We start from the raw sequence: 21,237 nt of genomic DNA, 5'->3' as shown, positions 1-21,237 counted from the left end.
ACTGCTCGCGCAAAAAAGTTAGAATTCAGACAGTTTTAGTTAATTGGGCCGCTATTATGACAAATCAAATCCTGCTTGCCTGTATTTATCTTGCAGTGTTTATCTTTTTACAGCGCGCCTTAACCCATTGGGTGAGAAAACTGGCGCAAATGAAGCAAGTGAGTGTGGCGCGGACCAGTTTAGTCACTCGTTTTATCTCTTATGTGATGTTTTTTATTACTCTGTCATTGATGGCGGTCTCGCTCGGGCTGGGCTATCAGGATGTGTCGCTATTTGTGTCATCCGCCTTCGCTGTGATGGGCGTAGCATTAGTGGCTCAGTGGTCGATATTGAGTAACTTAACTGCAGGCGTGCTGATCTTTTTCGTGTTTCCTTACCGTATCGGCGAGCGCATTCGAGTCGTGGATAAGGATGAAGATATTAGCGGCGTGATTATTGAAATCGCGTTATTCCATGTGCTAATCCACCGTGATAACGGCGATACCATTACTTATCCCAATAACTTAATGCTGCAAAAGGCAGTGTTAAAGCTGGCCGATCAAACGCCCTTAGCCGAACGTCAGGCGTTACTCGAAGGCAAGAAGAAGTTTGATCCTGAGTAGTTTGGCTAGCTGCGCAGTGCTACATTGATTATCAAACTGTTGTGAGTGATTGCCGGGGCTCTTAATCCTATTATCTTCTCATTATGTTTGCTTGCTTACTGAGTGTTTACTAACAAATACAGGGGGGGGTTATTACATGCCACGCTGTTTTTTTACCTCATACTGTGCTTGAACGCACGGTTTAGTTATTCACTCTGCTTAGACTTCGCCCTTTTGTTTTTAAGGGAGAATTCAATGAAATCTAAACTTCTAGCTGTGACTATCGCGGCGGTGTTAACGACTCAATTAACGGCCTGTATGGGGCAAATGGGTTTAAGCCAAATGGTGACTAAGGGAAATTTAAGTGCAGTGGATAACCGTTATGGTCGTGCTGGGCTGTTTATTCTATTGAGCCCGATTTATGGCATTGCGGCTACAGGCGATTTGTTTATCGTGAATACTATCGAGTTTTGGACGGGTAAAAATCCCATTACCGATAAATCTCCTGCTGTGGTAGATATGCCCGTCGATGCTATTTTCAAGCTTAACCCCCATGTAAGTGATGAGCTAAAGTCAGCCCCTGTAAAACTCACACAGGCACAAATTACCTATCCTGATGAACAAACCGTCGCTATGACCTTAGCCTATGAAGACGGCAGCACTCAGTTATTAGCGGGCCGTAAATCCGGTGATGATGTAGATTTTTTTCTTGATAATATTTTTATTACCCGTGTTAGCAATCAAGAATTAGTTGCCTATAGCGAAAGTCGCTTGCTGGATGCTGAGGTAAACCCTGCAGCATAAGGCGATTAGCTGAAGCCCAATTTGTTATTGGGTATCAAAATTAGCGAATTTATTCCAGCCCCTCAATAGGGGCTTTATTCTCCATAGGCCGATGTAAGACCGTATTTAGCCATTTAACCAATACTAATTCGATAGCGCTTGAGTGCAAGATTCTCAACAATCCAATACAGGCCCGATAGGGATAGCAACAAGGTCAGTATGCCAAACAGCCAGCTAAAGGGGTTGTTGAAGCTGCCTTGATTGAGGTAATCCATAAAGTGCAATTTAAACATCAAGTCGGCGATATCTGTGTGGTCATTTTTATGGCCAACTAATTCACCGTTAACCGCATTGATGTAAATCCGCGTCGACAGCTCATCATCCATAGCTATTTGCCACAGTGAATTGCACTGGGTTGGCCATTCGCTAATGGGGGCTGAGATTTGCTTAACTTGGGTAATCTTGCCTGGGCCGGTGTAACTTTCAAGCGCTAGTTTTTGCGCGCTTTGTTTATCAATAAGTAAGGCATTGCCTGTATAAGCATCAATCAAGGTTTGCTGTTGGCACTGGTGTGCATAGCGCTGCACCTTTGCATCGAGTACATAAACGGGCTTACCCGCAAGCGCCACTAATGACAGGCTTTCTACTTGAGTGTGCTTCGCCAGTAAGGGGGCGATATCCACAAGCTTTTGAGGATCAAACGCTTGCCTTTGCGGCTCAGGATGATGACTCTGTTGGTACTCCATTCCTTTGAGTTCATAATGGGGCGTCAAATTGAAATAGACCCCAGTAACCAGCCAAAGTAGCAGTTGAATGCTAACTATGGCACCGAGCCAATAGTGAGCGATTTTGACCCAGCGTTTGAAGCGTTTACTTTGAGGCTTAGGCTTAAGTTTAAGATTCGGCATCATCTCAGATACCTCCTTCTGCGCTGCCAAAATAAAATGAAGCCAGCTAACACAGCCACAATAGAGACTAGAGCCGTACTCAGCAGCAGAAGATTGTCGATGGCTTCACCTTCGTCGTAATCCATAATGTGCCATTTCCAAAAGAGATCGAACAAACGCCAATAGTCATGTCTACGCGTGACTAACTCTCCCGTTGTCGCTGATAGGTAAAGGCTTGTAGCAGCGCTATCGTTAAAATCCATTCTCCAAACTGGCAAGTATCGCGGCGCTAATTCTGCAGGGGCGATATCGGTGAGCAGGGTTGCACTAACAAGCTTAGCCTCGATGGGTAAAGAGTCATGATGCTGATAGTTTGAAGCGATTATTCGGGCTTGTTTCTCCGTTATTGAAGGCAATAACTCACCCGAATCTGCGTTCACGAGAATGGACTTATCGTTCAGTTTAATCCGGTAATAGAGGGTATCAGTGACTGAGGTTAACGTGATTGCTTGAGCCTTGGGGAAACGTTTATAAACCGCTGCCATTGGGTAATGGATCTGGCTGGGATCGATATGCCGTGAGTCTTGCATTTTAATATGATTTCCACGGATAAACCCAAGATCCATTAAGACGAAATAGCTGCCGGTGACTGACCAGATCCCAATCGGCAGTACCAGTAATAGCATCAACCATCTGTGCAGAAAGTGCGCCGATGAGACTCGTTTAAGTGTGTGAACCCGCTTCAAGTTGATGACTCACCTTTTATTTTGTGAACTAATTTAGCCAGCTTGCTTAAGGGGGGGCTTGCCCCCTTAAGACCAAAGCACTACAGAGCCCATTTCATCCCGACATAGTAACGACGTCCCATTAGGTCGTACGTCATAGTGTTGGTATTACCGTCGGTATAGCTTTGATGATATGGCGCTTGCTTGTCGAACAGATTATCGATACCTGCTGTGAACGCAATATTGTTGTCCATTTGATAATGAACCTGTGCGTTATGGTAAGTGATCGCATCAACTGAGTCCCCTATCTCTCCGGCATTGGCATATTGATCATCTGCCGCGCCAATATACTGAATGTTGTAGCTAAAGCGCCAATTGTCATTAGTGACATCAAAATAGAGGTTTGAGCGCCATTTGGTATAGCTACCATCATAACCAATGGTGCCAGCTCGAGATTCAACGGGGGCGCCGGCATAGGTTTGCAGATCGTATTGATCTAAATAGCTCAGCTCCCAAGTCGTATTAGTCACAACGCTGCCCATTTCTTTCTGGTAAAACATCGCCATATCAACACCCGAAACCACTTCGTTAGCGGCGTTGCCCAGTTGTGTTTGTAAATAGGTGATGTTGCCTGTCATCGCGTCTCGCACAAAGTGCTCGTCGCTACAGAAAGGATGTGTCATCCCTTTACTGTCGTAACAGGCGGCTAATTTGCTCGAACCATTGACTGAGTTAATGGCGTTATTAATCTCTATCTTGTAGTAATCGAGCGTGATATTGAGCCCTTCAATAAATTCCAGATCCCAAACAATACCGGCTGTAAAGGTATTGGCTTCTTCTGGTTCAAGTTTAGCATTGCCACCACGGTCGGTTAATGTTGTGCCTTCTTGCTTATAATTCGTTGGCACGTTTGATGCCATACAATTAGCGTATCGATTCGAGCTAGGGTCGAGCTTAACCCACTCGCTACAAGGATCTGTGGTATTCATGGAGCCTTGATCTATGCCGCCAAACAACTCAGGAATATTCGGTACTCTGAATGCCGTAGATCGCGTGGCCCGCAGAGTCACTGCGTCATTGACGACCCACAGCAGTCCCATTTTATAATTGGTATCGCCACCGAAGGTATCAAAATAGGAATATCGCAACGCCGCTGTTAATTCGACCGACTTAGCAAATGGCTGGTCGCTTAAAATAGGTAACAAGGCTTCAAGATAGATTTCGTCGGCAGTGTAACGACCATCAATCGGATCTTGCTGGGCTGTGTTTGCTTCACCACTGATTTTAAGTGGGTCGGGATCATTCCATCCTTTCTCGTTTCTGTGCTCTAGTCCTGCAGCAAAACTCATCATGCCCGCGGGTAACTGCCATAGAGCGCCTGTGATATTTGTCGTGAGACTAAACTGCTCATTACCGCCGCTATCACGCATGTTAAACAGGAAATAGTCCAGCATTTCAGGTGTGAGTGAGCCAGCTCCCCAAAAGTCTGCGCAAGGGACATTGGGATCAAAATGACAACTGCTATAGTCAGTCGCCTCGGCAAGACGAGCCTTATTAATGACATTGGTCACTTCATAGGAACCACGGTTACTGCCGAAGTTAACTGCGGCATCCCATTGCCAACCGTTATCTAAATCCCCTCTAAAACCTGTCACTAAGCGCCAAGTATCCGCTTGAATATTAAATTGTCGGGGCGCTTCTGCCAGTCTACGACTCTGGAGTAGAAAGTCTGCATCGGTCGGGTTTGACTCATGCCAAGCAGGAATGACTATTCCAGACACCGATTGCGGGGTAGCGGGTAATTGTGAGCTACGGTGAGTGTACATAGCTTCAGCAAACACTTGGCTGCTTGCCGTTAAGTCATATTCGCCGTAGGCAAAAAGATTGACTCGCTCGTTAGGTTGAACCGCATTAAAATACTGATAAGTATTGTCTTTATGGCTGCTTGTGTAAGGGGTGCTTCCTGTTGGTAATAGCATTATCGGATCGCCGATTGGATTACCATTGGTATCAATGAAATGGCCTCTGCCTCCCGGCAGCGCCGAGCTACCGCCACACACTAGCTCACCATTCACTTCCTCAAGCGGACAAGGTGCGCGACTCAGCATATCGACGGCTTGGGTTTTATCGTAACTCATCGCCATATATCCACTGCCACGCTCACCGATATGACCGAGGGCAAGGTCGAGCTTGTACTGTTCACCATCGTTTTGCTCGGTTATGCCCGTTCGCGCTTGAAACTCAACTCCATCGATTTGTTGCCGAGTGATAATATTGACCACGCCTGCAACCGCGTCGGCACCATAAATGGCGGATGCACCATCTTTTAATACCTCGATTCGTTCAACCACGCTAATGGGAATAGTATTAAGATCAACTGAGGAGTTTGCCCCAGTGCCACTGTTCAGCATACGTCGACCATTGAGCAGTACGAGTGTGCGATTCACCCCTAATCCGCGCAGGTTAACTTGGGTTGAACCATAGCCACCTTCAGTCCAATAGGCATTCGTTTGATTACCCGCAAACCCCGCAGAGGCTGTCATTCTTTGCAGTAATATCTCAACTGAGGTGGCACCGGTTTTCTCGATATCTTGCGCGGTAAAAACGGTCATAGGCGCGGTGGAGGCCATCTCTTCCCTTTGAATTCGACTCCCTGTAATGGCAATTCTTTCGATGGTAGTGGGAGTCGATACTTGAGGTTTAATTGCAGATGCTGGAAACATTGCTTCAGTTTCGGCTTCGGCTGCTATCCCTGAAAACGTGGCCATGCTGGCTAGGGATATCGCCATTGAAGTCATTACTGCTGAGCGGGTCATAATAAGCCTATGAAAGGTCTGTTTAAATAATGGTATGTTTTATAAAGGATTAAGCGGGTATCTCAATAAAAACTCAACGACCTGCGACACTGTGTCACACCCCTAATGCGCGGTTTATAATAAAGTGCTGATATAATCGCCACCCACTAAGAGTTTGTCATTCACCCATGTGGGCCCGCAGCGTGTTTTTTTGTTTTACAGATATGATGATTCGGCATGGTGTAAATGGGAGGATAAGAGCATGCAAGCGCAAGTGCAGAACAAGTTTGAACGCTATCCTGAGCATATAACACCCTTGCTATTACGGATCCGAACCTTGATTTTTACAATTGCCGCAGCGCAGGATTTAGGCGCGGTGGAAGAGAGTTTAAAATGGGGCGAGCCGAGTTATTCAGTTAAAAATGGCAGTACAGTAAGATTTGACTGGAAGCCAAAATATCCCGAACAATACTACCTATTCTTTAATTGTAAAACCAAGCTGGTTGATACATTTCGAGAGCTACATTCCCATGCGCTGCAGTTTGAAGGGAATCGAGCCATAGTGTTAAGTATCCATGATCCCTTGCCAGAATCCGCGATTTCCCAATGTATTGAATTATCGTTGAAATACAAAAGTATCAAACATCTACCTTTACTAGGTGCTTAGTTTCATTAAATAAAAAGATGATGAATCACTAAAGCCATAATGTTTGTTAAGGTTATAGCTTGTTTCAGTGAGCGTGTTTTAGTGGTTTATTAAACGTAAATAGTGCGGCGAGTTAAGTCTTTTTGGACAACCCGCCACACTATTTGAGCGATACAATAAAGGTTTAACGATGTAATTAAAGATTGCTGACTTTTTGTGGTAAGCCGTTTCAAAGCTAATTATCGCAGCACCCTGTGAAAAAACGCTACCGCTTGCAGGTACATTTGCAGTGCGAGTGCGGGATCGTAGCGTTCGCCTTCATCACGCATAAAGGCGTGTTGGGCGTTAACTTCAAGCCAAGTGAAATTACGGTTCAGCGCCATTAATTGCTGGTGGATTAACACTCGACCTTCAGCTGATACATGGGGATCTTGCTTGCCGAACACTAACACTAATTCCCCTTGAATATCACCGCTGCGGCTCAGAGAGTCATTGCCGTAGGCGCAGGGCAGGGTGTTGGAGTGAATGTCGGTTGGATAGAGGCAAAATGCACCTAAAATAGCGGGGTTGAGTGCGGCGCGGTAGGCCAAGTGGCCGCCGATACACACGCCCATACTGCCCACTTTGCCATTGCAGTAAGCTTGTTGATGGGCAAAGTCGACTAATGCTTGGGTGTCGCTGTCGTGGTGTTCTAAAGGTTTAGCAAACTTATCGGCGTTGCCTTTGTCTTTACCCGGTTCATCGTAGGCGAGCACTGTGCCTAAAGGATTGAGTTCATGGAATACTTCCGGCACAAATACCACAAAACCGTGGCCAGCAAGAATTGTTGCAGCGCGTGCAATAGGTGCCGTTTGCTGAAAAATTTCGGAATAAAAGATGATGCTTGGGAATTGCCCCTGTGCTTCTGGGCGGTAGATATAAGTGCGCATTAGCCCTGAAGGCGTGTAGATATCCTGAGTTTCCTGAGTGACTAGCATATTGAGGTTCTCTCTGTGAGGCTTCAAACGTTGAAGCCTCACTGTAGCAGTCAGGATTTTATCTGTCAGTTAAAACAATTCGTTACCTGAGAGTTCCCCTGCACATAACGCTTTTACGTTGTTCAAGGTTGTTTGGGCGATGGCGCCTAAGGCTTCTTCAGTGAGGAAGGCTTGGTGGCCAGTAAAGATCACGTTATGGCAGGCAGATAATCGACGGAATACATCGTCTTGAATGATCTCATTCGATTTATCTTCAAAGAATAAGCCCTTCTCGTTTTCATACACATCGAGACCGAGTGAACCGATTTGGCCGAGTTTTAAGGCTTCCATCGCATCGAAGGCATTGAGTAAGCCACCGCGACTGGTGTTGATCACCATGACGCCGGGTTTCATCTTGGCGAAGCTGGCTTGGTTGAGCAAATGGCGGTTATCGGCCGTGAGCGGGCAATGCAAACTGATGATATCGCTGTTGGCATAAATCGCATCGAGATCTTGATATTCAACATCTAGCGCAACAACCGCTGGATTGATAAAGGGATCGTAGGCGATGACTTTACAGCCAAAACCGAGCAAGACTTTAATGGTGGCTACGCCGATTTTACCTGTACCAATCACGCCGACGGTTTTGCCGAACATGTTAAAACCGACTAAACCTTCGAGGGAGAAATTGGCATCGCGGGTGCGTTGGTAAGCTTTGTGGATTTTTCGATTCAGTGTCAACATCAGTGCGACTGTATGTTCGGCCACGGATTCAGGAGAATAAGCTGGTACGTTAACGACTTGCATGCCTAAGCGTTTAGCGGCGACTAAGTCGACATTGTTAAAACCTGCGCAGCGCATGGCGATGATTTTCGTACCGCCATTGGCGAGTTCAACGAGGACTTCTTCGCAGAGTGAATCGTTAACGAAGGCGCAGACGATTTCAAACCCTTCAGCAAGTTTCACCGTTTGCATGCAGAGGCGATAATCGAAATACTCAATTTGTGCACCAAACGCGGCATTTGTGCGGTTAAAATGCTGCATGTCGTAATGTTTTGCGCTAAAGAATCCAATTCTCATTTCAGTCACCTAACGGATTGTGATGTAGTTATCAGCCAAAGAGTGTAAGTGAGTTAGGGCTTTTTGTCCTTAGCCTTAGAAAATTGACTATTAAAAGAGTGAGCTTTGTCATCAATTAGCTAAAACGCTTGATAAAAAAAGCGAGCCCTGATGGCTCGCTTATGGATTGACTAGCAGTGCTTGAGTTATTCAAGCTAGGGCTCTCATATTTAAAACCGTGCTTTGAGAGCCAAGGGTTAGTCCGTTAACCCTTATACGGTTTGTGACTAGTGATCTTTAGCGAATTTAGCCGCTTCAGCACCGGCGATACGGCCGTAGGTCACAATGTCAGATACTGCGTTACCGCCAAGGCGGTTAGCACCGTGAACCCCGCCAGTCACTTCACCGGCAGCATATAAGCCTTGGATTGGTTTACCGGTTTTTTCGCTCTTCACTTCGGCTTTAGTATCAATCACAACACCACCCATAGTGTGGTGAACAGCAGGTGCGATTTCTAATGCGTAGAAAGGCGCTACTGCTAATTCGCGTGGTAGGTTTGGACGTTCAAATTGCGCATCTTTACCTGATTTCACGAAGCCGTTGTATGCCGTGATGGTTTTCGCCAGTTCAGCGGCAGGCACATCGATTTGTTTTGCTAACTCTTCGACGGTTTTGCCTTCTTTAACAATGTTCAGATGCACATATCCTTCAATCGCTTTTAAGCTCTTACGGATTGAGTCATCGAATACCAAATAAGCGCTTTCGCCTTTTTGTTGCAGAATCGCGGCAGACGCTTTATCACGGGTAGTGATTTCGTTCATAAAGCGGTTACCTTCACGGTTAACCACGATAGCACCGTTGCCACGTACCGCTTCGGTGATCATTACACCACCCGCTGGTGAGTATGTTGGGTGAGCTTGAATGAACTCTAAATCGCGAGTAGCTGCGCCTGCTTGCAGTGCCACGTCTAAGCCGTCACCGGTTGCACCTGGGTGGTTAGTAGCTTTAAAGCCTTTTAACTTAGGATCGTACTTAGCTACGCGGTCGTTGTTTTTCGCAAAACCACCGGCAGCAATAACCACAGCATCGGCTTTAATAATGTAATAACCAGTGTATTCGCCTTTAACGAGTACGCCAGTCACATTGCCTTTCGTATCTTCAAGAATACGGACAACACGGCTGTTTAAGCGGATGTCAGTACCACGTTTTACTGCGTTGTCCCATAGTACTTGCGCTACGTGTGCACCTACGCCAGCACCACCGGTTGGGCGGTGACTACGGTTAACACTTGCGCCACCCATACGGCCCACGTCAGTCATGTCGGCACCCATAGAGGTTAACCAATCGATAGAGTCAGATGAGTTATTTGCAAGCACTTTCACTAATTCAGGATCGTTAATGTTACGGCCACCTTTCATGGTGTCGTCGATCATGATTTGTTTCTTATCTTCAATACCTAACTTAGTTTGCGCCTTCGTTTCGGCAGCGTTCATACCGCCAGCGGCCAACTTAGTGTTACCACCTGGGACAGGTTCTTTTTCGAGCAGAATCACTTTCGCGCCAGCATCACGGGCAGAGACGGCAGCAGCAAGGCCTGCACCACCTGAACCGATAACAACCACATCAGTGGTTTCTTTTACGCCAGCAGCAATGGCTTTATCCTGTGCCGCTTTGTCTGCATCAACAGGAACAAACTTACGTTCCCATTTACCGCCGTAAGGCATATCGAAGCCGAAGCTGTGGCAAGCATCGCAATAAGTGACTGATTTCTCATGGCCTTTATGGCAGCTTGTACAAGCAATTTCGCCAATCAAGTGAGATTTATGGGGTGAGACTTTGTCTTTAGGTGCGGCGGCGGCCAGTTCTTTTAAATCGCCGTGGCAGCTAACGCATTGGGCATTTTCATGGCTAAGGTTGTCATCGCTGACGCCACCTTTGTCTGAGACGTGGCAGCTGTCGCAACTGCCCATTTCACCGTGAAAATCGGCTAGCACTTCTGGTGCAGCATAGGCAGTTCCTGCCATTGCGCCAGAGATCAGCATGGCTAGTGCTGTTTTTTGAATCTTTCTTGTGAACATGGTAGTTCCTCCGCCGTACATTCATCTACTTAATAAGGGTTATTCATCGTGGCGTGATATTTATTTTTTACGCAGCTCACGCACTGTTAGAGCATTCTCCATTTGCAAATTTAGCACTATCTAAAGAGGTATATGTGTGCCCAAGTCACATAACCTTTGTTACAGCGTAAATAACATATTTAAAATGTGCAATAGAGCGGGAAATATTAATGAAGGTGAGGCTAATCACCGATCGAATACGGTATAACTTGCGCGGGTTAACATGTTGAATGGATTGGTTTTAACTTTGTAAAATAAAAAAGCATGAATTATGGTTTTGATGGTATGATTTATCTATTTGTATTTTATAGAGATTATAATTTAATCTGTATATTGAGGAGATGGCTTATTTATTTTTATATATTCTATAAATAATGTTATTTATCCAGCCTTTATTGTATAGAATTGCATTATTAGTTTAACCAGATGTTACGCAGTTGATTATTAAGGGGATGTAATGCGCAAACAAGGCATATCAGAAAAACGTTTTTGGGTTCAACGTTTGAGTAAAACCAGTTTAAGGGCATTGCATATTTTAGGGATCGTCGGTGTCGGTGGTGGCATTTTATTAAGCGTAGATAAAACGCAATGGCTGAATTATTGGTATCTCGCTATGACGACGGGCTGCATATTAATGTTGTGGGAAATTGTGCGTGATTGGCGTTGGTTAATTCAGCTTAAGGGTGTGTTAACCTTAGTAAAAGTAGGCTTACTTGGTTTGTTTGTCCCTTTGGCTAATTTCAAGCCTGAGCTGTTAATCGCGATCCTCTTTTTGTCCGTGATTGTGTCCCATGGTCCAGCAGGGCTCAGGCATTATTCTATTGTGCATCGTCGGCAAATCGACTCGAAAAAAGAAATTAAGGGCTAATTCCAATGTCTGTAATCCATGCGCCAATCGTGACTCCCGCAGCCTTAATCACTGAGTTTACTTGGCCTGTTTCTCGCTTTGATGGACTTAAAGTACTCGATCTTGCCTGCGGCTCTGGACGTAATGGTTTGTGGTTTCTAGCGCAAGGTGCAGAAGTGACGTTTATCGACAGGGATTTGTCTGCCATGTCGCACATTGAGCATGTGAACGCCCGCAAATATCAATGGGATTTAGAAGCCGAGGCTGCGCCATCGCTACCGATTGAAGAGTACGACATTGTTTTAGTATTCAATTATCTGCATCGGCCATTATTGCCGCAAATTGCCAAGGCGATTAAGGCTACAGGCCTTATCGTCTATGAAACCTTTACCACACAGCAGGCTGAGAGTGGGCGGCCGCGTAACCCCAATTTCTTGCTGACTGAAAATGAACTCAAATCAGCATTTGCTAACTGGCAACCTTTACATTACTTTGAAGGTCGATTAAGTGATCCGCAGTCCACTCAAAGCAGTTATAAAGCACAGTTGATTGCACGAAAACCTAAAACGTAAGTTTATCGATTGAGACTCAAGAGGTTGTAGGATGTTTCCCTATCCAGAGCAATATCGCATTGCAACACCGCCGCTTACGACCGCAGTCATGGTGGCTTGGGCTTTATTCAGTCATAGCCTGTTTTCCGATGCCAGCCCTGTCGCTCTGTATCCGCTATTAGCCCTGTTCCCTTTGGTGATTGGATTGCACTTGTATTTGATTTGGTTAGCAAAAGGAATGGGGCGACTCGATCAGTTTTTCTATGCCTTAGTGCATATCCCGCTAGCGTTCGTGGTGTGGACATTTACGATTATGCATGTGAATGGCAACGCTTTTTCTTAAATTCGCCTGACGTTTCCGTTACAGAAAATAAAAAGCGCCCTGATAATCAGAGGCGCTTTTTTAAATGCTGTATTGCTAACAATTAGGCCGTAGTGTTGATGTTGTGGCCTGCATTACCTACTGGTTTTGGCGCCGCAGCTGCAATTAAATCTACCGCGATTTGACCTTCGGCTTTTTGCTGCTCTTTGGCTAATTGAGCAACCTTAACGCCAACTGCACCATTTTCTAGATTAGGTGCGATAGCTTGGGTGTTCAGTGAAATAGACATAACTAACCTCGATTGTAAGCTGGATCCCTTTATCGGCAAACCCAAGGTTAACTTTAGCCGTTAGCCATGAATTTGCCAATCATCCATTATTTTGTTAATTATTTAGTCGATTGTTTCGTCAATTACTTGGCCTTAGCCGAAAACAGTTTGCGGCCGATAATAATAATGGCTGTGATCCCTAGTGAGCCTAAGATCAGCCCCAGTGCCAGCGCTACATTTTGCAGGGCAGTAGGGTCGATAACCAGCGCGATACCCATACCCAACATCATCACCCCTGACATGAGTTTTAGGGCTTGGCCTTCTTTTTCAGTCAGTTTACGTTTACCTAAGGTCGCGCTGAAGACGATAACGATAATCGCCAGCGGGATCACATACACAATGTTATATAAAACCAGATACATATAGCGTTCAATATCTGGCAGATTGTGCATAGAGAGCACGCTGGTGTAGATCATAGGGAAGCCCGCGGTGCAGAGCAGTTCATAGGCGTTGGCGAGGATAGCTAATACAGTAGAACCTATGAGTAACGCGCCTAAGTTACTGGAATTGGATAGTTTTCCCATGCGCTTTATCAAACTCGTCCGGTTTTCTGCCGACATCGACAGCGTCACTTCCCCCTTAGTAAAGAAGTAATCTTTGATGTTGATGACACCAGCGATTAAGGCCAAACAACCCGCCGCTAAGATGATCATGCCGCCATCACTGCCAGCGCCCAACAGCTGGAAGATGTTCAGCCATGCGGTCATAAACAAGAAATAGATAAAGCCTGAGAAGAACACGAAAATCCCGCCGACGAGTAACATGCGGCTGCGACTCTTAGCATTAACCATGATCGACAATAAAAACAGTAAAACGAAGAAAGCGCAGGGGTTAAAGGCATCCACGCCTGCGAGCACTAAGGTGAGCAGCGGCAAAGACATAGTCTCAGGAGTCACTACGCCCACTAAGGGCAATTCTACAGGCTGCACTTCAGATTGCGCTGGTGATGCTTTTGTAGCGTCACCTAAGCTGGTGGCATCGCAGGTGCCTTCGCCAGTATCTGTGCCGCAGGTGCCAAATAGCGGCGCATCGGTTTCTGTACTCGCGCTCGTACTGACAACGCCTTTGGTGGGCAAATCTGCTTCGCTGAGTTTACCGCCAAGGGATAAATAGCAATTCTTCAGTCGATTGACGAGAAACTCGCCCGTGACTGCTTCGCTCGAATAGCCCACCACGGCTTTTTCGCAGCTGGCCATATAGGGTACAGAACGTGCTTCTGTATTAGTTTTTGCGGCGATATTTTGCCAAATATCTTGCACACCTGGTGCGGACACCATATGAGATTCGAGTTCTATCCAAGGGTATTTTTGCGGCAATGAATCGATGAAAGGATGGGCCTCTGCACAGTGTGGGCAAGTTTTAGACCAGAAGAAATACAGCTTAATTTTGAGCTCACCCTGACCATTTATATAATGCCACGTTCGATCCGCTGAGCTTGCTGGTGTTGTCTCGGCCCAGCTAGGGATTGAAAAGGCAAAGAGGAATAATAGCGAGCAAAACAGAGATAATTTCGATAGATATTTTGTCATAGCGCCTCCCACTGAGAGTGGGTTTAAGTATCGTCAAACGGTTCGATTAGCTCTTACTCTACTTAAATCAATCATTTTGATTAAATTAGATATTAAGAAGTGTTAGTTAACTCGCGAATAACCATTTTTTGGGAACTGAAACCAGTTTATCTCCCTGTTAAATGGTGTGATGCACACCACTCTCAGCTTGAGTCGTTAATGGCTAATAAGAATAGAGCACCCGAGGGTGCTCTATTTCTGACGTTATCAACAAGTGTCTATGATGGATTATGGTTAACCTAACGCTACGCCATTTACGCTCAGTTTCACGTCGATATTATTACGTGTAGCGTTCGAGTATGGACAAACTTGATGCGCGTGACGCACTAGCGCTTCTGCGGCTTCTTGCGGTAAATCTAAGCTGACTTCTAAGGCAACCGCTAATGCAAAACCGCCAGTATCATTGGCACCTATGCCAACAACCGCACTGACTGGCGCTTGTGTAATATCCACTTTACCGATTTTAGCAACGTGCAGAACGGCGTTTGAGAAACAAGCTGCATAACCTGCGGCAAACAGTTGTTCTGGGTTAGTGGCAAGTCCGCTACCGCCCATGGCTTTTGGATAGGCTAACGCCACATCCAGTAAACCATCATCAGTGCTAACTTGACCCTGACGACCCGCTTTTGCTGTGGCACGTGTTTCATAAAGTGTTTTCATAATATTGACCTTCTTAGATTAAGGATTAAGTAAATTGATTTGAATTGCGTGCAATTTAATTGTGATAAACTATAATTCGATCTTTGGTGTGAATGCAAGTATATTGTGCGCAATATATTTAATTTGTCGGATCTTCCTATGGCAACAACTCAACCCAACACCCGTGTTAATCCTGTCGATATGGCCGAAAATACCAGCGTAGATAATGCTTTATGCCTTGAAAACCAAGTGTGCTTCTCACTTTATAGCGCCGCGAATGCTATGGTGCGAGCCTATCGCCCTTTGTTAGATAAATTGGATCTCACCTATCCGCAATACTTGGTCATGCTAGTGTTATGGGAAGAGCAGGGCATTAGTGTCAAAACCTTAGGGGATAAACTCTTCCTTGATTCAGGCACGTTAACGCCATTGCTAAAGCGGTTAGAATCTAAGGGATTAGTGACTCGCGGTCGCAGCGAACAGGATGAGCGCGTGAGAGTGCTCGCCTTAACGGCCGCAGGAATTGCCCTCAAAACGCAGGCAAGTGAAATCCCCCATTTAATGCGTTGCAAAGTCGGCGGCGAGGCGAGCGAGTTAAAAGCCTTAAAGGCCATGTGCGATCAAGCACTTAAACAATTACATGCCAGTATTGATTAAACTCTTATCGTCGAGATTTGATCTAAGACTAACTTATTGACATATTAACGCTTATTAGCTGTTCGACTGAGCTTGATTGAATGCATGAGGCTCAGTAGGTCGGTCGTCTATGGAACGTTAGCGAGAGTGAGCTATGGCCAGTTTCGATATAGCCATTATTGGCGGTGGGATCAGCGGTGTCGGCATTGCCCAATATGCGGCAGCGGCGGGCTATTCCACCTTGCTGATTGAAAAGGGCGAAATTGGCGGCCAAACCTCGGCTAATTCCAGCAAGCTTATCCACGGCGGCTTACGCTATTTAGAAACGGGGCAAATCAATTTAGTCCGTAAGTCCTTGCTTGAACGGCGCCATTTACTCAATCTTGCGCCCACTCTGGTTAAAGCTGTGCCTTTTTATATTCCAGTGTATGACAACAGTCAGCGCAGTCCCTGGACTATTCGCGCGGGCTTAAGCATGTATGCGCTGCTGAGTGAGTTTGATCCCTTGGGCCAATTTGTGTCTGTGCCTGCCGTGCATTGGCATCGTTTTAAAGGATTGAAACTCAAAGGATTAAAGGCGGTGTTTCAGTATTGGGATGCGCAGACCGACGATAAGTTGTTAACTCAAGCGGTGGCGCGCAGCGCGCAGGCACTGGGCGCCGAAGTCTATGCCGAGGCTGAATTTCTTGAGCTGGAACATAGGCGCGAAACTTGTGAGCTGAGTTTTAGCCACGGGGGCGAAATCCATAAAGCCGAAGCGAGTCTAGTGATCAATGCTGCAGGCCCTTGGGTGAATGCGGTTTTAAGCAAAGTCTTGCCCCCACTTGCGGGTGTTGAACTCGATTGGGTGCAAGGCGCCCATGTGCTACTGAATATTCCTGCGCCCGATGGCATCTTGTATTTAGAGTCTTGCTTCGATAAACGGGTCATATTTGTGATGCCTTGGTATGGACAAACCTTGGTTGGCACCACAGAAACTGAACTGGCTTCTTTGGATAAACCACCCCAAGCGACCGAGTCTGAAATTAATTATCTGCTTGGTATTTATAAGCATTACTTCCCGCTAGCGCCGGAGATTGATGAGCTTAAGACGAAGATAACCCAAACCTTCTGCGGCATTCGGGTTTTACCTAAGCAAAATAGCCAAGCCTTTGAGCGGCCGCGGGATACCTTGATGAAAACATCAATTTCCCATCCGCGCATCCTCAGTTTATACGGCGGTAAGTTAACGACGTTTCGCAGTACCTCGGCAGAAGTACTTGAATGGATTGAAAAGACCCTAGGTAAGCGCGAGGCGATTGCCGATGTTGATAAACTCAGCTTGTCTTGAATACATCTAAAATTGCGCCCTTGATACTGGTTTGAGCGTGTTTCGAGATGATTTTTACCCGTAAAACCGCTACAGTGTGGCGCTTTTTTACTGAATCTAGGATTTGTCGTGAGTGCTGCTATTGTGAATGCCGTCAAGCAATGTGGTTATTTTAATCAAGGTCAGTGCCTTTCTTGCCGGCATATTCAGCAGCCTCTAGCGCAGCAAGTGGCGGTTAAAAGCCAAACGTTACAGCAATTACTCGCGCCTTTTATTCCCGCAAATTCGACAGAACTTTTTCTGCCACCTATTACTGGCGACGACAGCGGCTTTCGTAATAAAGCCAAAATGGTAGTGCTTGGTGCCGCCCATGAACCCGTATTGGGGATTATTAGCCCAAGTGGCGAGGCGGTGGATCTTTGCGATTGCTTGTTATATCCATCTGATATGCAAGATTTATTACACCGTTTAACCCGCTTTGTGCAGCAGGCGGGGCTTCCTCCCTATCGGGTTGATAAAGCCAAGGGTGAGCTTAAGTTTATTCTGCTGACCCGCAGCCAAGTACGCGGCGAATATCTGCTGCGTTTTGTGCTGCGATCCCACAATGGCATTGAACGCATCGAACGCGAATTACCTGCATTATTGGCGGAATATCCGCAAATAAAAGTCGTGTCAGTCAATATTCAACCGATTCATATGGCAATCCTTGAGGGCGATGAAGAGATTTTCTTAACAGAAAATACCCGTCTTGAAGAGCGTTTTAATCATGTGCCTTTGTTCATTCGGCCCAAGAGCTTTTTCCAGACCAATCCGCAGGTTGCGGCTCAGTTATATCAAACCGCCCGTGAGTGGGTTGCCGAGTTTTCTCCTCGCTCGTTATGGGATCTGTTTTGTGGCGTCGGTGGTTTCGGACTGCACTGCGCATCCAAAGACATTACACTTACAGGGATTGAAATTGAAGCCGAGGCGATTGCCTGCGCGCAAATGTCAGCGCAAATGATGGGGCTCGAAAACGTGCAATTTATGGCGCTCGATTCCACCGACTTTGCCAAGGGCAAAAGCGCTGCCGATAAGCCGGATTTGATCATTGTTAATCCACCAAGGCGTGGTATTGGCGAGGCTTTATGCCAGTCATTAAGCGAGTTTGCACCTAAGGCGATTCTCTATTCCAGCTGTAATCCCAAAACCTTAGCGAAAGATCTTGAGCATATTCAAGGTTATCACTTAACCAAAGTGCAGCTATTTGATTTGTTTCCCCATACGGATCATTTTGAAGTCTTAGCTATGTTGGTGAAGGATTAATCTTTTAGCTCATCAATTTATCACTAAGCATCTGTACTCACTCGCTTTATGATTCTTGCAAATCCGCTCAAACAATCTTAAGGGCTCTGCTGTGTGGAGCCCTTGTTATGCTTTTATTATCTGCGTTGCACGCGTGAAACTTCATCATAATGTCTTTTTAGTGGCATAATCTTCAGCACTTTATGCATTGATGGGCGGCGATTTATGCTACAGATTTTCCTACGCTTTTTTACCTTAGGCTTGATGAGTTTTGGCGGACCTGCGGCGCACATTGGTTATTTTCGCCAGACCTTTGTTAATGAACTCGGTTGGCTCGATGATAAGCGTTACGCCAGTCTCGTCGCCTTAAGCCAATTTATGCCGGGGCCAGGGTCGAGCCAAGTGGGCTTTGCCATTGGTTATCAAAGAGGTGGGCTTGTTGGCGCGCTTGCAGCTTTTGCCGGTTTTACACTACCTTCCTTTATTTTGATGTACTTACTGGCGGTAACAACGTCGGCATGGCTCGCGAATCATTATGTTCAAGGGATGATTTATGGGCTTAAATTAATGGCCGTCGTTGTGGTTGCCGATGCCGTTCTTGCTATGTTTAAACAATTCTGCCAACGCAAATCCGCCCGTTTGCTGATGCTAGTCAGTGCTGCGGCGATTTTGATTGCGCCATTTATGTGGACGCAAATCCTGCTGTTACTCGGCGCTGCGACTATCGGCATCTATAAATTGAGTACGACGCAAGATGACACTGAGCCGCTTGCACCGATTCGCTTGAATTATCTCTATTTACTGCTCTTTTTTGTGTTACTCATCGGCAGTTTTTTTATGGTGAATTTCGGACCAGAGGCTTGGATCTTCAGCGAGTTTTACCGCGTAGGGAGTTTAGTGTTCGGTGGCGGTCATGTTGTGCTACCTCTGCTAGAAACAGCAGTGGGCGATACCATAGGCGGCGATCGTTTTCTGACGGGTTATGCCTTTGCCCAAGCTGTGCCTGGGCCTATGTTCACATTCGCGACCTTTTTAGGCGCCGAAGTTATGCTAGATAAACCTTTCATGGGGGCTTGCATCGCGACAGCGGCCATTTTTTTGCCCGGATTTCTCCTTATGCTGGTGGGGTTGAAGAGTTGGCATGCGATTGCGGCAAGACCGAAAATTGCTGGCGCGATAGCGGGCGTCAATGCCTGCGTTGTTGGCTTACTTGCCGCTGCACTTTACCAACCGGTGTTTTCTCAGGCGGTATTCTCGGGCAAAGATATGGCCTTGGTATTGCTCGGTTTTGGTGCATTGAAGTTATTTAAACCACCTATGCTGGTGCTAGTTTTAGGCTTTAGCTTGTGTGGGATCTTGCTAAATATATCTTGAACTGAGGGCGATTAATTGCAGGTTTCTTGAGCAAGATTAAGATTTTGTTACTTTAAGCCCATAGAAAAATAACAATGTTAGCTATACTCCAAAGATACAAGTTGTATTCCTCTGGAGCATTCAAGCATGTCTAAGTTGAGTTTACGCAATAAATTGCTATTGCTATCGCTGTTCCCTTTGATCCTCGCATTGTTGGTGTTGATGTCGGTTTCTTATTATGTTGAGCAAGATGCGCTTGCTCATGAGGTGGCTACCTTTAGATCTAAGCTCGTCGGTGAACGTAAACAACAAATCAAAGAGGCTACCGAAATTGCCGCTGGTATAGTGAATTACCAATTATCGTTAAAAGAACAAGGGAATGTGAATCAAGCGCTAAGAGACATACGTTTTGGCAGTGCGGGTTACTTCTTCATGTATGACTCTCAAGGGAAAAATATTTTTCATGCCCTACTTCCTAGCTTAGAAGGGCAAAATAAAATAGATATGACAGATCCCCGAGGCACTAAAATTATTGTCGGTCTGCTCGATGCAGCTAAACGTGGTGATGGTAGTTTTTCCTACTACTATCAAAAACCTAATACTAATGAGCAGATTGAAAAAATCAGTTACGTCATGATGATCCCTGGTACTGACTGGATGTTAGGTACTGGGGCATATATCGATGATATTGAAGCTGTTGTTGAAGATTATCGCGAGACAGTGACTGAGCAAATGGCAGAAAAATCCTTCGCGATTTTGCTGATAGCGCTTTTCCTTACGGGTATTACTGGCTTTATCATTATGATTGCCGCCCACCGTATGGTCGTGCCAATCAAGAATATGGCCGATAACTTAAATGATATTGCTAAGGGCGAAGGGGACTTAACCAAGCGACTTACCGTAAAAGGTGAAGACGAAATTGCTCAACTTGGGCGCTCCTTTAACCTCTTTGTCGATAAACTTCAGCATATTATCGGCGATGTTGCGACAGCGACGGCAAAAGTAAAAACGGCAGCCAATGCGATTCATGATCAAACTAAAGTCATGTCGAGCCAGTTGGTGAGTCATAACAATGAAACCGATCAGGTGGTGACTGCAATCACTGAGATGTCCTCCACTGCGAACGAAGTGGCTAAGAATACCACTCAAGTAGCCGAAGCGACTCACGCTGCTACTGGTGATGTGGCGAATGCACAGCGCTGTGTTGATGCTTCGCTTGAGGAGATTGCGTCTTTAATGTCGCAAATCAATAATGCGGCGGGCAGTATAAAGTCACTCAGCGAGCAATCGCAGAAGATCAACAGCGTGCTTTCTGTCATTGGTGGTATTGCCGAGCAAACTAACCTATTGGCATTGAACGCCGCCATCGAAGCGGCCCGTGCTGGTGAACAGGGCCGTGGATTTGCTGTGGTCGCCGACGAGGTGCGTAATTTAGCCAGTCGAACTCAAGCCAGCACGTTAGAAATCAACGAGATGTTATCGGCACTGCATAAGCTAGTGACCCAAGCCGTGAAAGCCATGGAAGAGAGTCAACAGAGCTGCGTGCGTTCAGTGGATTCTTCTCGCACGATTTCAGACAGTCTGGGGTCAGTGACTTCGGCTGTGACTGCGATTAATGATATGAGTACCCAAATTGCGGCAGCGGCGACAGAGCAAAGCTCAGTAACCGAAGAAATTAACCGCAACGTGTATGCCATCCAAGAGATTGTGAACGAGCTGCTTCATTCCAGCGAAGATGCCGCTAGGATCAGTATGACAGTCTCAGAAGAAGGTATTAACTTGGGCAAGTTAGTAGGCCAGTTTAAGATTTAATTGCAGCAATCTTGATTAAAAACGGGAGACTTAAGGTCTCCC

General features: G+C 46.0%; 20 protein-coding genes. 11 read left to right on the top strand and 9 right to left on the bottom strand.

Going from position 1 to position 21,237, the window contains the following annotated elements:
- Positions 1-56 precede the first annotated feature (56 nt).
- Together NE536_RS06690 and NE536_RS06685 are read left to right on the top strand one after the other, a co-directional pair.
- Positions 57-602 carry a mechanosensitive ion channel family protein gene (locus tag NE536_RS06690; RefSeq protein WP_106651494.1) on the top strand — a complete coding sequence of 182 codons (546 nt, stop codon included), beginning with the start codon at positions 57-59 and terminating at the stop codon, positions 600-602.
- Between the two features lie 234 nt (positions 603-836).
- On the top strand, positions 837-1,385 hold the full coding sequence (locus NE536_RS06685; protein ID WP_261272210.1) for a DUF3332 domain-containing protein: 549 nt from the start codon (positions 837-839) through the stop codon (positions 1,383-1,385).
- A 113-nt stretch (positions 1,386-1,498) separates the two neighbouring features.
- Here the strand turns inward: NE536_RS06685 and NE536_RS06680 are convergent, their stop codons facing one another.
- The 3 genes from NE536_RS06680 to NE536_RS06670 form a co-directional block, all read right to left on the bottom strand.
- A complete protein-coding gene (locus NE536_RS06680) occupies positions 1,499-2,275 on the bottom strand; it encodes a PepSY domain-containing protein (protein ID WP_261272209.1) in 777 nt (258 codons plus the stop codon).
- On the bottom strand, positions 2,272-2,937 hold the full coding sequence (locus tag NE536_RS06675; RefSeq protein ID WP_342455074.1) for a peptidase: 666 nt from the start codon (positions 2,935-2,937) through the stop codon (positions 2,272-2,274). Before NE536_RS06675 ends, NE536_RS06680 begins: the two co-directional genes overlap by 4 nt.
- A gap of 140 nt (positions 2,938-3,077) precedes the next feature.
- Positions 3,078-5,792, bottom strand: a complete 2,715-nt coding sequence (locus tag NE536_RS06670) for a TonB-dependent receptor (RefSeq protein ID WP_261272207.1) — start codon at positions 5,790-5,792, stop codon at positions 3,078-3,080.
- Between the two features lie 241 nt (positions 5,793-6,033).
- Between NE536_RS06670 and NE536_RS06665 the strand changes: the two genes are divergently transcribed.
- Positions 6,034-6,438 (top strand): DUF1801 domain-containing protein, encoded by a 405-nt coding sequence (locus NE536_RS06665; RefSeq protein WP_261272206.1) that lies wholly within the window; start codon positions 6,034-6,036, stop codon positions 6,436-6,438.
- Positions 6,439-6,656: 218 nt separating this feature from the next.
- Here the strand turns inward: NE536_RS06665 and NE536_RS06660 are convergent, their stop codons facing one another.
- The 3 genes from NE536_RS06660 to fccA all read right to left on the bottom strand — a co-directional run bounded on the left by NE536_RS06660 (position 6,657) and on the right by fccA (position 10,510).
- The gene (locus NE536_RS06660) at positions 6,657-7,394 is read right to left on the bottom strand and encodes a dienelactone hydrolase family protein (protein ID WP_261272205.1); all 738 of its coding nucleotides are present in this window, start codon (positions 7,392-7,394) and stop codon (positions 6,657-6,659) included.
- 69 nt (positions 7,395-7,463) lie between these two features.
- Positions 7,464-8,453 carry a 2-hydroxyacid dehydrogenase gene (locus NE536_RS06655; protein WP_259483104.1) on the bottom strand — a complete coding sequence of 330 codons (990 nt, stop codon included), beginning with the start codon at positions 8,451-8,453 and terminating at the stop codon, positions 7,464-7,466.
- A 266-nt stretch (positions 8,454-8,719) separates the two neighbouring features.
- Positions 8,720-10,510 (bottom strand): fumarate reductase flavoprotein subunit FccA, encoded by a 1,791-nt coding sequence (gene fccA, locus NE536_RS06650; RefSeq protein ID WP_261272204.1) that lies wholly within the window; start codon positions 10,508-10,510, stop codon positions 8,720-8,722.
- Positions 10,511-11,006: 496 nt separating this feature from the next.
- Between fccA and NE536_RS06645 the strand changes: the two genes are divergently transcribed.
- Genes NE536_RS06645 through NE536_RS06635 form a run of 3 tightly spaced genes read left to right on the top strand, consistent with a single transcriptional unit; the run spans position 11,007 to position 12,290 of the window.
- A complete protein-coding gene (locus NE536_RS06645; RefSeq protein ID WP_106651484.1) occupies positions 11,007-11,417 on the top strand; it encodes a hypothetical protein in 411 nt (136 codons plus the stop codon).
- Positions 11,418-11,422: 5 nt separating this feature from the next.
- A complete protein-coding gene (locus NE536_RS06640) occupies positions 11,423-11,968 on the top strand; it encodes a class I SAM-dependent methyltransferase (protein ID WP_261272203.1) in 546 nt (181 codons plus the stop codon).
- Between the two features lie 31 nt (positions 11,969-11,999).
- The gene (locus NE536_RS06635; protein WP_006083993.1) at positions 12,000-12,290 is read left to right on the top strand and encodes a hypothetical protein; all 291 of its coding nucleotides are present in this window, start codon (positions 12,000-12,002) and stop codon (positions 12,288-12,290) included.
- An 82-nt stretch (positions 12,291-12,372) separates the two neighbouring features.
- Here the strand turns inward: NE536_RS06635 and NE536_RS06630 are convergent, their stop codons facing one another.
- The 3 genes from NE536_RS06630 to ohr form a co-directional block, all read right to left on the bottom strand.
- Complete coding sequence (locus NE536_RS06630) at positions 12,373-12,558, bottom strand: cytoplasmic protein (protein WP_261272202.1); 186 nt, start codon at positions 12,556-12,558, stop codon at positions 12,373-12,375.
- A gap of 122 nt (positions 12,559-12,680) precedes the next feature.
- A complete protein-coding gene (locus NE536_RS06625) occupies positions 12,681-14,126 on the bottom strand; it encodes a cytochrome C biosynthesis protein (protein ID WP_261272201.1) in 1,446 nt (481 codons plus the stop codon).
- A gap of 273 nt (positions 14,127-14,399) precedes the next feature.
- A complete protein-coding gene (gene ohr / locus NE536_RS06620; RefSeq protein ID WP_220591015.1) occupies positions 14,400-14,825 on the bottom strand; it encodes an organic hydroperoxide reductase Ohr in 426 nt (141 codons plus the stop codon).
- Positions 14,826-14,963: 138 nt separating this feature from the next.
- Here ohr and ohrR point away from each other — a divergent pair, with 138 nt between their 5' ends.
- From ohrR to NE536_RS06595, 5 genes are all read left to right on the top strand, one after another.
- A complete protein-coding gene (gene ohrR / locus NE536_RS06615; protein ID WP_261272200.1) occupies positions 14,964-15,461 on the top strand; it encodes a transcriptional regulator OhrR in 498 nt (165 codons plus the stop codon).
- A 133-nt stretch (positions 15,462-15,594) separates the two neighbouring features.
- The gene (locus NE536_RS06610; protein WP_261272199.1) at positions 15,595-16,770 is read left to right on the top strand and encodes a glycerol-3-phosphate dehydrogenase/oxidase; all 1,176 of its coding nucleotides are present in this window, start codon (positions 15,595-15,597) and stop codon (positions 16,768-16,770) included.
- Positions 16,771-16,878: 108 nt separating this feature from the next.
- A complete protein-coding gene (gene rlmC, locus NE536_RS06605; protein WP_261272198.1) occupies positions 16,879-18,051 on the top strand; it encodes a 23S rRNA (uracil(747)-C(5))-methyltransferase RlmC in 1,173 nt (390 codons plus the stop codon).
- Between the two features lie 204 nt (positions 18,052-18,255).
- Complete coding sequence (chrA, locus tag NE536_RS06600) at positions 18,256-19,404, top strand: chromate efflux transporter (protein ID WP_261272197.1); 1,149 nt, start codon at positions 18,256-18,258, stop codon at positions 19,402-19,404.
- 126 nt (positions 19,405-19,530) lie between these two features.
- Positions 19,531-21,195, top strand: a complete 1,665-nt coding sequence (locus NE536_RS06595; RefSeq protein WP_261272196.1) for a methyl-accepting chemotaxis protein — start codon at positions 19,531-19,533, stop codon at positions 21,193-21,195.
- Positions 21,196-21,237: the final 42 nt, after the last annotated feature.

It is taken from the genome of Shewanella septentrionalis, assembly GCF_025370265.1.
GTDB classification, from domain to species: Bacteria; Pseudomonadota; Gammaproteobacteria; order Enterobacterales; family Shewanellaceae; genus Shewanella; species Shewanella hafniensis.
The sequence above is the reverse complement of the archived record's forward strand: the minus strand, read 5'-3'. Positions and strand labels throughout refer to the sequence as shown.